This window comes from Limosilactobacillus reuteri subsp. reuteri, from assembly GCF_000016825.1.
Taxonomy (GTDB): Bacteria; Bacillota; Bacilli; order Lactobacillales; family Lactobacillaceae; genus Limosilactobacillus; species Limosilactobacillus reuteri.
Genome location: NC_009513.1, coordinates 1,269,031 through 1,281,660 on the forward strand (window position 1 = coordinate 1,269,031; position 12,630 = coordinate 1,281,660).

14 protein-coding genes and 1 other annotated feature are annotated in these 12,630 nt (G+C 39.9%); of the genes, 4 read left to right on the forward strand and 10 right to left on the reverse strand.

Annotated features, from left to right (window positions below; all coding sequences use genetic code 11):
• Positions 1-6: 6 nt before the first annotated feature.
• From pheS to LREU_RS06400, 4 genes are all read right to left on the reverse strand, one after another.
• Positions 7-1,053, reverse strand: coding sequence for a phenylalanine--tRNA ligase subunit alpha (pheS, locus tag LREU_RS06385; RefSeq protein ID WP_003668455.1), 1,047 nt, complete (start codon positions 1,051-1,053; stop codon positions 7-9).
• 37 nt (positions 1,054-1,090) lie between these two features.
• Positions 1,091-1,298, reverse strand: a binding site (T-box leader).
• A gap of 49 nt (positions 1,299-1,347) precedes the next feature.
• Positions 1,348-1,686: a winged helix-turn-helix transcriptional regulator gene (locus LREU_RS06390; RefSeq protein WP_003668457.1), complete on the reverse strand. Its 339-nt coding sequence runs from the start codon at positions 1,684-1,686 to the stop codon at positions 1,348-1,350.
• 20 nt (positions 1,687-1,706) lie between these two features.
• A complete protein-coding gene (locus tag LREU_RS06395) occupies positions 1,707-2,213 on the reverse strand; it encodes an HD domain-containing protein (RefSeq protein ID WP_003668459.1) in 507 nt (168 codons plus the stop codon).
• Between the two features lie 64 nt (positions 2,214-2,277).
• On the reverse strand, positions 2,278-3,054 hold the full coding sequence (locus tag LREU_RS06400; RefSeq protein ID WP_003668462.1) for a TrmH family RNA methyltransferase: 777 nt from the start codon (positions 3,052-3,054) through the stop codon (positions 2,278-2,280).
• 98 nt (positions 3,055-3,152) lie between these two features.
• Between LREU_RS06400 and LREU_RS06405 the strand changes: the two genes are divergently transcribed.
• The 4 genes from LREU_RS06405 to LREU_RS06420 all read left to right on the forward strand — a co-directional run bounded on the left by LREU_RS06405 (position 3,153) and on the right by LREU_RS06420 (position 6,409).
• A complete protein-coding gene (locus tag LREU_RS06405) occupies positions 3,153-3,428 on the forward strand; it encodes an acylphosphatase (protein ID WP_003668464.1) in 276 nt (91 codons plus the stop codon).
• Positions 3,429-3,526: 98 nt separating this feature from the next.
• Positions 3,527-4,477, forward strand: coding sequence for a membrane protein insertase YidC (gene yidC / locus LREU_RS06410; RefSeq protein ID WP_003668465.1), 951 nt, complete (start codon positions 3,527-3,529; stop codon positions 4,475-4,477).
• Positions 4,478-4,540: 63 nt separating this feature from the next.
• Positions 4,541-4,951 carry a peptide deformylase gene (locus LREU_RS06415; protein WP_003668467.1) on the forward strand — a complete coding sequence of 137 codons (411 nt, stop codon included), beginning with the start codon at positions 4,541-4,543 and terminating at the stop codon, positions 4,949-4,951.
• Positions 4,952-5,029: 78 nt separating this feature from the next.
• Complete coding sequence (locus LREU_RS06420; protein ID WP_003668469.1) at positions 5,030-6,409, forward strand: MATE family efflux transporter; 1,380 nt, start codon at positions 5,030-5,032, stop codon at positions 6,407-6,409.
• An 81-nt stretch (positions 6,410-6,490) separates the two neighbouring features.
• Here the strand turns inward: LREU_RS06420 and yjeM are convergent, their stop codons facing one another.
• The 6 genes from yjeM to LREU_RS06450 form a co-directional block, all read right to left on the reverse strand.
• Entirely contained in the window at positions 6,491-7,984 is a 1,494-nt protein-coding gene (yjeM, locus tag LREU_RS06425) for a glutamate/gamma-aminobutyrate family transporter YjeM (protein ID WP_003668471.1), read from the reverse strand.
• Positions 7,985-8,172: 188 nt separating this feature from the next.
• Positions 8,173-9,648, reverse strand: a complete 1,476-nt coding sequence (locus tag LREU_RS06430; RefSeq protein ID WP_003668473.1) for a HAMP domain-containing sensor histidine kinase — start codon at positions 9,646-9,648, stop codon at positions 8,173-8,175.
• Between the two features lie 12 nt (positions 9,649-9,660).
• On the reverse strand, positions 9,661-10,347 hold the full coding sequence (locus tag LREU_RS06435) for a response regulator transcription factor (RefSeq protein WP_003668474.1): 687 nt from the start codon (positions 10,345-10,347) through the stop codon (positions 9,661-9,663).
• A 224-nt stretch (positions 10,348-10,571) separates the two neighbouring features.
• Positions 10,572-10,751: a 50S ribosomal protein L32 gene (rpmF, locus tag LREU_RS06440; protein ID WP_003664092.1), complete on the reverse strand. Its 180-nt coding sequence runs from the start codon at positions 10,749-10,751 to the stop codon at positions 10,572-10,574.
• 54 nt (positions 10,752-10,805) lie between these two features.
• Complete coding sequence (locus LREU_RS06445; RefSeq protein ID WP_003664093.1) at positions 10,806-11,363, reverse strand: DUF177 domain-containing protein; 558 nt, start codon at positions 11,361-11,363, stop codon at positions 10,806-10,808.
• A 129-nt stretch (positions 11,364-11,492) separates the two neighbouring features.
• Positions 11,493-12,626, reverse strand: coding sequence for a nucleotidyltransferase (locus tag LREU_RS06450; RefSeq protein WP_003668476.1), 1,134 nt, complete (start codon positions 12,624-12,626; stop codon positions 11,493-11,495).
• Positions 12,627-12,630: the final 4 nt, after the last annotated feature.

Sequence of the window (12,630 nt, forward strand, 5' to 3'; positions counted from 1 at the left end):
TTCACATTATCCTTTCTGGTCAAATTGGTTAAGGAAGCGGACATCATTTTGGTAGAAGTTACGAATATCGTCAACGCCGTACTTCAGCATGGCAAAACGATCTGGTCCAAGTCCAAAGGCAAAACCACCGTATTCTTCTGGATCAACGCCTGACATCTTAAGCACATTTGGGTGAACCATACCGGCACCAAGAACTTCAATCCAACCAGTTTGCTTACAAATTGCACAACCCTTGCCAAGGCAGTTGAAACAAGTAATATCTGCTTCAACTGATGGTTCAGTAAATGGGAAGTAACTTGGCCGCAAGCGGACCTTTAACTTGTCACCAAAAAGGTTTTGAGCAACTGCTTCAAGGGTTCCCTTCAAATCAGCCATGGTAATATTTTTACCAACAACCATCCCTTCAATTTGGTGGAATTGGTGACTGTGAGTTGCATCATCAGTATCACGCCGGTAAACCTTACCTGGTGAAATCATCTTTAGTGGGCCTTGACTAAAATCGTGTTTTTCGAGCATCCGTGCTTGCATTGGTGACGTTTGTGTCCGCATCAAAACAGATGGCGTAACATAAAAGGTATCTTGCATGTCACGAGCGGGGTGATCTTTTGGCAAGTTAAGCTTTTCAAAGTTATAAACTTCTTGTTCAACTTCATCCCCAACTGCTACTTCATACCCCATTGATACAAACAAGTCCACAACTTGGTCAATGATTTGTTGAATAACATGAGGTTGTCCTTGTGCTACTGGTGTTCCAGGAAGAGTAACATCAATTGTTTGGGCTGCTAACTTAGCGTTCATAGCGGCCTGTTCTAGCTCAGCACGCTTTTCTTCAATCGCTGCTGACAATTCATCCCGCACCTTGTTAGCAAATTGCCCTACTTTTGGTCGTTCTTCAGCGCTGAGGTCACGCATGCCTCGAAGAACTGACGTAATAGGCCCTTTCTTTCCCAGCATCTTTACGCGGATTTCATTAATTCGTTTTAAATCCTCTGATTGTTTAATATCTTGCAATCCTTCTTCACGAAGTTCGGCTAATTTCTCTCTTAGTCCCATATTTTCACTCCTTAATTCAAAAAAAGCCTCATCCCAATATAGGGACGAGGCTTCGCGGTACCACCCTAGTTTGTAGGGGAAAATCCTACACACTCTAGTAATCAATAACGGTGATTGGCCGGAATACCATTACGTATCAGCTCCGAAAGTGAAATTCGCTTTAGATCACTGATTGCAATTCTCAGCTCATGGTTGCAACTCTCTAACAGGATCGTTTAGCTACTAGCTCTCATCATCGCTTTTAATTCAATTACATATTCTAGACAATCATCTGTAAGGCGTCAAGCGTTATTTTTAAATCCACTTGTCACTCCATGCGTGAACAGCTTCCATGACTGGCCGCAATTCTTGACCACGTTCAGTTAGCGAATAGTCTACCCGACTAGAACTTTCGTAAGTGTTCCGAACAACAATTTGTTCGTCTTCGAGTTCTTTTAATCGTTCACATAAGACTCGATCGCTGCACTTTGCAATGCTACTGGCAATATCCTTAAATCGCATGTTGCCATTTTTAAGTAGTACTTCAATGATTAATCCGTTCCATTTCTTTCCCAAGATCATAAACGTACGTGTAAATTTTGGACAAAGTTTACAGTCTTCATCAAGTGCCTTTTCTGCTACTAATTGTTCCATAATTTAACTCTCCTTCTCCTCTACCAAGTTGTTCGCATCCGACGTTTCTTAATCTTTCGACGCATCTTTGCACGTAGCGGGCCAAAGAATTCATGCTCTGCTTCGAAATCATCAACTAGCGATACAATTAAACTCTCCGGATAGCGTGGCACTGCCAACGTTGCGCCAAACATATGCTTAAGGATAATATCCTTTTCTTTTTTATTTAACGGGGTTAGCTTTTCAGCATTGCGTAATGCAACTCGGGGATGAATAAATGCATGGGTTCCTAAATTGAACTTAGTCGTCCGCCAATCATAATAAAAGAGATCATGCAAGAGGCCTGCCCGCGCAGTACTGCGATAATCAAGATGCATTTTTTTAGCAATTTTGTAGCTATCATACGAAACCGCAATAGAATGTTGCAGGCGGGTAGAGTGATGATGCTGAGTATAGTTCGCTAGCTTTTGAACAGCTGGCTGGGCTAAAAGATCGGCAACGATTGAAACATACTCTTTATCGGTGCGCCATTCATTTTTTGATTTCATGTAATACCCCTTTTCTATATTATTGCAATTATCATACACGATTTTAACGAGAAAATAAATTAATTTAATCTAGATTTTGATTAAGCTGAAACATTAAGATTCCCGCAGAGATAGCGACGTTAAGCGATTCGGCTTCACCACGCATTGGGATATAGAGGTTATCAGTTGTCTGTGAAAGAAGGTCATCGCTCATCCCCTGCCCTTCATTGCCCATGATTAAGGCAAAAGTATCACCGGGATCAACAGTTCGAAAGTTTTTGGCTTGGGGATTCAGTTGTGTTCCATACACCGGAGCATTGATTGATTTAAAATCATCAATCCACTTTCTTAAGTCACCCTCAAACATTTGAAGGTGGAATTGGCTTCCTTGCATTGAACGAACAACTTTAGGACCAAATAAGTCTGCTGAGCGTTGTCCAACTACTACTCCAGTAAACCCAGCGGCATCTGCTGTCCGCACCATTGTCCCCACGTTTCCTGGATCTTGAACTCGGTCGAGGAAAAGCCATGCCCCATGCAATGGCCCTGCTGGTAAACGATGAGAATCTGGTAAAGCAACAACCGCGGCAATCCCTTGCGGCGTTACCGTATCAGTAATATGCTTCATGATCTCTTCAGTAACTTCATAGGTTGCATTAGCCATTCCTTCAAGCTCTGGATGGGCAGCTAATTGTTCAGCTGTCCCGACTACTTCTAAAAGCTCGATTCCCGCTTTGGATGCCTCTTGAACTAAGTGCCAGCCATCTAACAGGTAAGTACCAGTCTGCCGTCGCGCTTTTTTGGTTTGCAGCTTCTTCCAATCTTTAACGTGCTGATTATGAATTGATGTTAATTGTTCCATATAATTTGCATGCTCCTTCTTGTTAATTAAATTATACCATGTTCCTGTTGTACAATTGTTATTAACTAATAATAAGTTTTCATTAAGGAGTTTTAATTATGATTAATTACCATCTTACCATTACTGGGCACGTTCAAGGAGTTGGTTTCCGCTGGAGCGTCTATCAGTTGGCACAGCAGGCTGGAATTGAGGGAATTGTTATGAATAAGAATGATGGGAGTGTTTATTGTGAATTGCAGGGGCCTATCGAGATTGTTAAACAATTAATCTTTAAAATTAAAACTGGGCCCACTCCTTATGCTCGAATTAATAAGGTTAAAATCATCGAGGGAAGCCTGCAAAACTACCATCATTCATTTCAAATCACGCATTAGTTCGCGATTAGCGGTAGAATTCAATTCCTGAATAGAGTAAAATACGTACTATTAACGTAATTAATATACAAAGAAATAAGGGAGTTTGATTCATTAATATGAAACGAAAACGAATAACGATCGCTGGAGGTCTCTTTACCCTCCTGTTGCTTCTTAGCGGATGTGTACGGACTACTAAGAGCGGTCGACCATACGGGTTTGTCTATGATTATATGGCTAAACCAATGCAGCACTTGATGGAATGGTTAGCCAGCCATATGGGCAATAACTACGGTTGGGCAATTATTGTCATTGTGGTAGTTGTGCGAACAATCCTTTTACCAGTGATGTTCTCACAAATGAAAAAATCAACCATTATGCAAGAAAAGATGTCCAAGGTTCAACCATTGATTAAAGAACTAACAGAAAAACAAAAAGCAGCCAAGACTCCTGAAGAACAGGCTGCCGTTAGTCAACAAATGATGGCTCTTTACCGGGATAACAACATTAGCTTAACTGGCGGTATTGGCTGTCTCCCATTGTTAATTCAGCTGCCAATTTTTGCCGCCTTATATGCTGCTATCCGTTATTCGCCAGACCTTTACCATGCGACTTTCTTTGGGATTCCACTTGGTAAGCCAAGTATTATCTTAGCGGTCTTATCTTTTATTGCCTATGCTGCTCAGAGTTATCTTGGGCTTGTCGGTGTTCCTGAAGCCCAGAAGAAGCAAATGAAGGCTGCTATTTGGATGAGTCCTTTCATGACCTTCTTCATTTCTATCACTTCTTCTGCCGGATTAGGTCTTTACTTCTTCATTGGTGGATTATTTGCCATCTTACAAACCTTGATGGTCAATGCTTACCGTCCGCGGATTCGTCGCCAAATTGAGGAAGAGAGCAAGAAGAATCCAATTAAAATGCCAGAAGCACCAGTAATTAACACCCCTAGTTCTTCAACTAAACCGACTGATGCAATTGACCAATTACGTAAAGGCGATGCCAAGCCAAGCGATCAAGCAAACCGTAATCGTCAACGTAATGCTGGCAAACAGCAACATCATAAAAAATAATTATCAAGAAGCTGGGAGAAAGCAAAAGTTTTTTCTCAGCTTTGTTTTTTCGGAGGAAGACACATGATTAAACCAATTATTAAAGATCAACAATTACTCGCCAAAAAAGCAACCCCCACAACTAAAGCTGATTTGCCCCTTGCAACCGATCTTAGCGATACGCTTAATGCTCACCAAGCTGAATGTGTTGGAATGGCTGCCAATATGATTGGTGTAAATAAGAATGCAATTATTGCACGAATCGGGCCCTTTAATGTCGTAATGTTTAATCCGCAAATTGTCGCTAAAAGTCACCCTTATCAAACTACAGAAGGATGTCTTTCATTGAGCGGAACTCGTCCTACTAAACGGTATAAGCAAATTACCGTTAAATTTCGCAATCAGAGCTGGCAAGTGCAAACATTAGAACTTGCGGATTTTGCTGCTGAGATTATTCAACATGAAATTGACCATTGTAATGGAATTATAATATAAGCAATGAGAATATTTGCTAAAATATCGATAAATGAAATAAGGAAAGTAGAATCGCCGGGTTCTGCAACAAATTAATTTATGCTTCTCAAACAGGCGTCCAACAGGGAGGATGGGAGCAAGTTTTGTGGAGGTTTTAATATGGATTTACCAATGTCAATTACGAAGGAAGTACGGCATTATGTTGTTCGTAATGTTGTCGCCACTCTTGGGATGTCAATGTATGTTATTATTGACACCCTTTTTATTTCAATCGCGGCGGGAGCTTTAGGCCTAACTACTCTTAACCTGGTGCTGCCCCTGTTCAACGTTTTTAATGGAACTGGACTATTACTTGGAGTCGGTGGCGCCACAATCTTTTCGTTAAATAAAGTTATGCATCCTGAGAGAATAAAATCATTATTTAGTCAACTGATGATTTTTGCTTTTACTTTCGGTCTTATCCTAGCAATCCTATTAAACATTTTTGCGACTCCAGTAGTTAATTTTCTTGGGGCAGATGATGCCACTCGTCAGATGGCAATCATTTATTTACGAATAATTTCATGGAGTGGACCTCTCTATATGGCTAACTACATTGCCATTAATTTCATTCGTAATGATGGCAATCCCACGTTAACCATGAAGGCCACCTTAACTGAAACATTATCTGTCATCCTCATCGACTGGTTCTTTATCTTTGGAATGGGTCTTAAATTGGAAGGAGCAGCATTGGCAGTGTTATTTTCGCCAGCAATTAGCTTGATGGTTTTAAGTTTTCATCGGAAGTTTGCCGGCCGACAATTACAATGGCACTGGGTTGTCCCTCACCTAAGAAACATTTGGCGCTCAGCACGTTTAGGGGTTGCCTCAGCATTAAACGAATTAAGTACTGGTGTTAGTATCTATTTCTTTAACCATGTTTTATTGCAACTAGCTAATAACTATGCCGTTGCCGCATATGGCGTTATTTCCAACATTGCCATCGTTGTGCTGGCAATTGCTAATGGAGTAGCGCTCGGTGTTCAACCGCTTGCTAGTCGGGAATTTGGTAAACACGAATACAAGAATGTTTCGATGACATTAAAAAATGGAATTATCATTACCCTCTTTCTAGCAACAATCAGCTTTATTATCCTAATCACCTTTAAGCATCCCATTATTGAAGTTTTTAACACTTCTCATTCTGGTCAACTCCTCGCCTATGCTAGTGTTGGCCTCCCGATTTACTTTACAAGTGTATTCTTCAGCGCGTTAAATCTATTGTTCATCCTTTTCTTAACAGCAATTGGATCAGCGCGGGCATCATTCTCTTTATCGATTCTTCGTGGTTATATTATTCTCCTCCCCGCGATCTTTATTCTGGCAAAAGTTGCCGGAATTAACGGGGTCTGGGCAGCAGTTCCTTTTACTGAATTTGTTATTACTTGCATCGGTGGAATTATCATTTACCAGCGACTTAAAAAATTGAATAAAGAGTAAGTGGAAAATCTTCTCGCTAAGGTTCGTATAGATAAAGAGACTATTGAAAAAATCAAAAATTTTTTCAATAGTCTCTTTTATCTACTTTGTAATTTTCTTTGATGCGTGATTGTAGAAAATCCAAGCAACAATTCCAAAGAAAACCGGACCAAATGCTGTCCAGAATGCAGTTTGAAAATCATGCTCAATAATCGGTTGGATACACGTAAAGATGATTCCTAGGCAAACAATTATTTCAACAAAGATAACTAATACATTTGTCCAAAAATGATTCTTAAATACCACAAAATCATGTGGAATATCCTTCTTTTGAAAGAATGGGAATGCACCAACAAGGAAGATATAAGGGGCACAGGTTGAAACATTAACCATATCTGTCAAGATTTGGTAAAAACTAGCAGCTGCTGAACCCCCAAATGCAACTAAGAAAATAATACACGAAACAAAAATTGCCTGAATCCACATTGCATATGCTGGCATCCCGTGTTTGTTCAGTGTCACAATCTTTTTAGGCCATAACTCAGGATTAGCTCCCATGATAAAGGACTTAATCGGGGAGTAAACTAACAGGAACATTGCTCCTAACATCCCCATCAGCCCAGCTAACGCAATCATTCGCGTAAAGAGAACACCAAGAAAAATATTAGTAGCATGACTTAACCCTAGCGAAACACCTAGTTGGTATCCTAATTGGTTAAAGACAACGTAAGTAACATTACCTAAGTTAACGCTTGATTTTGCAATAACATGATTGTAATTAACGCTAAAGCCAGTCATCAAGATCATTAATACGTAACTGCCAATCGTTAAGAGCGAACCAATAACTAAGCCTCTTGGAAATGTCTTCGCTGGATTCTTCATACTATCAGTAACCCCACCAAGATTTTCCATTCCACCATATGCAAAAATTGCGTAAACAACGAATGAGATAATCGCAATTGGCGTCTTAAAAGCAGGATTAGGCGATTCGATAAAACTGCTAATACCATGAATAGGCTGGGCGGTAACCCCCTTGTTAGCAATAATCGTCACTAAACTTGCAATAATAAAAATGGCATTCATTCCAATCATAAACGCCCCACCAAACGAGCTGATTTTCGTAATCCCATTAATTCCCTGTGAACTCAGCAAAGTCACCAGTAAAACGAACAGAATTGCCAAGATACCAATTAACTGATTAGAATTAAAAATCCAAAAGTGCCATTGTTGGGTAGTATCATGGCCAAATAATAGTGCCGACAATGTTATCCAAAGTCGAGATGCACTTGATACTAGCCACAGAACCCAACTCGCTAACCAAATAAAGGTTCCGATAAAGGCCAGCCGTTCCCCGATCGAACCAGCTAACCACGAATAAATTCCTCCTTGGGCATCCTTAAACGCCGAGCCATATTCAGCCATCATCAAACAACAAGGGAAGAAGAAACAAACTCCAGCAAGGATATACCAAAACATCCCCGCATATGCCATTTGATCATAAGCTATTGAAACATTACCAAACCCATATATTGTCGAAATAATCATTAACACCAATGTTGGCGTTGTGATTAATTTTTTCTGCTCTTTCGCAGCCACTCCTATTCAACTCCTCAATAAAAATCCTCATATTTTAGTATCCGTTTTCATTATACCGCCCTTGGTTGAAAACATCGCTTATTTTGTCGGCCATTTGGAAAACAATTGAATAAAAATGTTTTGTAATAAAAAAGTGAGGACAGGAGCAAAAATTTCTCATCTTGCTTCTATTCTCACATCTTAAATATTTATTTTTTTGTCTCTGGATCTTCAATAATCGGTAAAATGATTCTAAACAATGATCCAGCACCGACTGAACTTTCTAGGGTAATCGAACCGTGATAACCTTCAATTAGTCGCTTGGCAATTGAAAGGCCTAGTCCATTACCGCCCTTCTTACGACTACGCGCCTTATCTACTCGATAGAAACGATCAAAGACCCGTTTTACATTTTCTGGTGAGATCCCTTCACCAAAGTCCTGAATACCAATCTCAACAGTATTCATTCCCCGTGAAAGAATAATATGGATCTCTTTATGGTCATCGGTGGAATATTTGACAGCATTATCACATAAAATTACAAGTACCTGTTCAAGATGGTCGCGATAAATATCAACCATGATTGGCTCTTTCAGATCGTCGTCCAAACGGAAAGTAAAGTCCGGATACAACATCTTAAAGTTATTGTAGACCTGATGAACCACATCATTAACAATCGTATGCTGATTGCGGAAGTTAATCTCCACTTGCTCTGCTCGGCTCAAATCAAGCATTTCTTGAACCAGGTTTTTCATTCGGCGAGTCTCAATTAATGTTGCTTTAATTGAGTCATCCAGCACTTTCGGATCATCCTTGCCCCAACGTTGCAGCATCTCCAAGTGTCCTTGAATAATCGCAACGGGTGTCCGCAGTTCATGGCTAACATCACTGACAAATTGTGACTGCTGGTCGATATACCGCTGCATCCGATCAAGCATCTCATTAAACATCGTTATCAGTTCTGCTAGTTCATCATTACGATTGGTAGTTGGTACTCGGACATCTTTAGTCGGATCTGCACTAATCTCCTTAACCGTGTCATGAATTCCATCCAATGGTCGAAGGAGGAAAAGTGAAAGAAAGTATCCCAAGAGGCCGCTCGCAATCACAACCAGGCAGAGCGCCAAGATGCACACCAATGCTAACTGATGATAACTTTGCATATAAGCATCAAGGTTATTTTCAACTTGTAAATATCCAATCAACTGCCGATTATTCTGACCATAAATTGGCATCTGCCCGACCAACACATCATGATCAGGCCCAGCAGCAATATGAATATTGCGATTAGTCGTAAACTGTGGCTTTTTAATATAACGACCTGTACTCAAAATATTCTTTCCATCAGGATTATAAATGTTAATAACCAAGTGTCCATCACTTAATTCTTTAATTACCGGTCGTTTATATTCCTCTCCAGAAATAATATTCGACCGGTTTCTGTCTGGATCAATAAGGTGACTAACATTCTTTTTTGTTAAGGGCTTATCAACAGTACTTAATTGTGTACTAATATTGGTCATCCCTTGATTCAACAATTGTCTTTCCTGATGAAATAAATTTTGCGTAAATGCACTAAACAATGCCATGGCAACGATACAAAAGATGATTAATGACCCTAATGCCGTCCCAGCTGCCCACTTAATTTTTAGCGAAACAAACCGTCTTTCATCTTTTTGCTTCATAATTGATCATTCCTAGGAGCGAATCACATATCCAGTACCACGAACCGTTTGGATGTAGCTCTTTTCACCAGGTCGGTCGATCTTATTCCGTAAGTACCGAATATAAACATCAACAACATTGGTTTCAACTTTGGAGTCATAACCCCACACCTTACTCAAAAGGTCTTTTCGTGACATAACAACATTGATATTTTCCATCAAAATCAAGAGTAATTCGTATTCCCGCTTTGTAAGGTTAATTACTTCATCACCACGACGAACGACCCGATTCTCTTTTTCAATGGTAAGATCCTTGTAATTGACCGTTGTTTGGTGTTCTTTATTATTACCATCTTCAATACTGATTCGCCGTAATAACGCCCGCACCCGTGCAAGGAGTTCTTCAATAGCAAATGGCTTAACAATATAATCATCTGCCCCATGATCTAAACCAGAGACACGGTCAATAACAGAATCACGAGCGGTCATGATAATAATTGGTGTATCTTTTATTTCACGAACCCGTCGTGCAACTTCAATCCCATTTAACTCTGGGAGCATCAAGTCTAGCAAAATCACGTCAAAGTCTTGATTTAAAGCTGCTTCTAGTCCGGCACGACCATCAAGTTCAACATCTGTATCGTAGCCTTCATGCTTTAATTCAAGTTCTACAAAATTTGCTAAATTTTCCTCATCCTCAATAATTAAAATTCGACTCATTAATAACTCACCTACTATAATAATCTTTTTTTACTTGTTATACGTATTAATAAAACACAATAATTTTATCACAATTTTTTAATAAACCCCAGTATTCTCTGTACTAAAAATCTCGATTTATCAAGGAATTAGATTATATCATTTTTTACTTATAAATTCTTAGAAAATTTTAAAATAAAAAAACTATCCTAGGTCCGGCGCCTAAAGGATAGCTTTTATATTAATTAGTTGTTAGTGTTAACAACTTGCTTGCCGTCGTAGTAACCACAACTTGGGCATACCATGTGGGACTTGCGAAGTTCACCACAGTTTGGGCAAGGAGTAAGGCCAGGTACATTTAACTTGATGTGACCCCGACGCATACGCTTCTTAGTCTTTGAAGTCTTCCGTGCTGGAACAGCCATGTTTGACACCTCCTAAGAAATTAGAATTATCCACAAATGGTTTTTAACCGTCCGCTATTTTTTGTTATCCTGATCAGGAAAAAGGTTTTGCAACTTAGCGAGACGTGGATCAACTTTGTCATCTTTCTGCTGCTGGGCCTTGTAGTCATCTTCAGAGATAACACTCCAACCTTTTCCATTTGGCATTGGTTTGCCAGACTTTTCTTCGGCAGAAAGAACCCGTAGTGGTACCTGTTCAACGATATTTTCCGCTAATGCAGTATCAAAATCAATTGAATCACCCTTTTTAATCAGGAAAACAACCTCATCTTCATCCTCATAGCGGGCAAAGTGTGAACGATCATCGATATACGTCTCTGAGAACGTAAAATCGAGCGGTAATTGAACGGGTGTTAACGAGCGACTAGATGGAACGGTTAACGTCGTTGTAACATGAGCGCTAATCGTTGCATCACCATCGTCATAAGTAACGTAACCATCAACTTTAACTGGTTGAACAGCTAAAATAATATCTGGAAACAGCTTCGTTAATGATGCGTTCAGATCAAAAGTACTTTGAATATGAAGTGGTTCATCTTGGTAACGATGTAATTCAGCTAACGACCATTTCAACGTACTAACCTCCTAATGCAACATGTGCAATTATACTAGTCCCCTTATACGTTGTCAATGTTTTTTCCTTGACAACCTTTTAGGGAACCAAATCTACTTAGAATATTTTACCAAACTTTATCAAAGACGTTAATTAATAATTATCGGTGGGTGCTTCAAATCTTGTTCAACCGGCGTAAATAACTGATATAGTTTCCCTGCACGATAATCAAGATTAAGCAATTGATCCCGCATTTCTTGGTCAACTTTTGTAATTAGTGGTAGAGCAAGCTCCTTTTTTACCTCATGAAGGTATTCACGTCCTTGCTTATTAAAGGCCAAAACATGAAGATAAGGGTGTTTACTATGCTTCTCTACCTCTTCTTGGGTAATCTGCAAGATAGTGTATAAACAAACCCGCAATAAGTGGGCATAGGTATACCGTTTAGTCTTGGTAAATTTCATAAATGAATTAAAATCAAGGCTTCGCTGGGCCGCCTCCTTCATCCGATATTCGAGTCCTTCTGCCATTAAGTAAGTTGACTGAAGGGTTGAAACAGGCGCTTGAATAAGCTGATTCCGCAATAAAGGATAAAGTTCTGTCCATAAGGGAATACTCTTTATTGTCGCCAATATATCTCCCATCACCTGGGGGACAGCTTGCCGATAATCGCCCTTTTCACTGATTGCCTGACGGATTGCACTCGCACTAGCAATCTTGCCTTTAATTTGCTGGTCGTGATAGTTACTTCCCTGCCGCTTGATAGGCAGCAATTCAAAATGATAACCCTGGTTAATTTTAGCTTTGGTATAAGCAAAAGCTAAAATATCATTGGGATCAATTAAGGTGACACCAGTTTGTTCCTTCAATTGTTGGTTAAATTGGGTGGCGTAAGTTGCATTATACTTATTAAAACTTTCCTGGTTAAAAGCTTCTTCAGCCTTCACCAACCGAGCAAAATCCCATTCTGGATGCTCACTCCCAAAGACAATTGAATCAACGCCAAGAGCATTTAAGAGACTCAGCGCTCCTCCGGCAAACCGGTGTGCTGGTTGAACAGCGTAAAAAAGCGGTAATTCAATCACCAGGTCAACCCCATTCATCACTGCTGCCCTTGCCCGTGACCATTTATCAACAATTGTCGGTTCGCCACGCTGGGTAAAATTACCACTCATTACCGCTACCGTTACATCTGCCTCGGAAATTTTTTTTGCCTGCTGAAGGTGGTAGCGATGCCCATTGTGAAATGGATTATATTCAACAACCATCCCTACTGCTTTCATGTGA

Coding starts and splice junctions, on each gene's coding strand:
- pheS (WP_003668455.1), bottom strand. CDS start 1,053: ATGGGACTAAGAGAGAAATTAGCCGAACTTCGTGAAGAAGGATTGCAA.
- LREU_RS06390 (WP_003668457.1), bottom strand. CDS start 1,686: ATGGAACAATTAGTAGCAGAAAAGGCACTTGATGAAGACTGTAAACTT.
- LREU_RS06395 (WP_003668459.1), bottom strand. CDS start 2,213: ATGAAATCAAAAAATGAATGGCGCACCGATAAAGAGTATGTTTCAATC.
- LREU_RS06400 (WP_003668462.1), bottom strand. CDS start 3,054: ATGGAACAATTAACATCAATTCATAATCAGCACGTTAAAGATTGGAAG.
- LREU_RS06405 (WP_003668464.1), top strand. CDS start 3,153: ATGATTAATTACCATCTTACCATTACTGGGCACGTTCAAGGAGTTGGT.
- yidC (WP_003668465.1), top strand. CDS start 3,527: ATGAAACGAAAACGAATAACGATCGCTGGAGGTCTCTTTACCCTCCTG.
- LREU_RS06415 (WP_003668467.1), top strand. CDS start 4,541: ATGATTAAACCAATTATTAAAGATCAACAATTACTCGCCAAAAAAGCA.
- LREU_RS06420 (WP_003668469.1), top strand. CDS start 5,030: ATGCTTCTCAAACAGGCGTCCAACAGGGAGGATGGGAGCAAGTTTTGT.
- LREU_RS06430 (WP_003668473.1), bottom strand. CDS start 9,648: ATGAAGCAAAAAGATGAAAGACGGTTTGTTTCGCTAAAAATTAAGTGG.
- LREU_RS06435 (WP_003668474.1), bottom strand. CDS start 10,347: ATGAGTCGAATTTTAATTATTGAGGATGAGGAAAATTTAGCAAATTTT.
- rpmF (WP_003664092.1), bottom strand. CDS start 10,751: ATGGCTGTTCCAGCACGGAAGACTTCAAAGACTAAGAAGCGTATGCGT.
- LREU_RS06450 (WP_003668476.1), bottom strand. CDS start 12,626: ATGAAAGCAGTAGGGATGGTTGTTGAATATAATCCATTTCACAATGGG.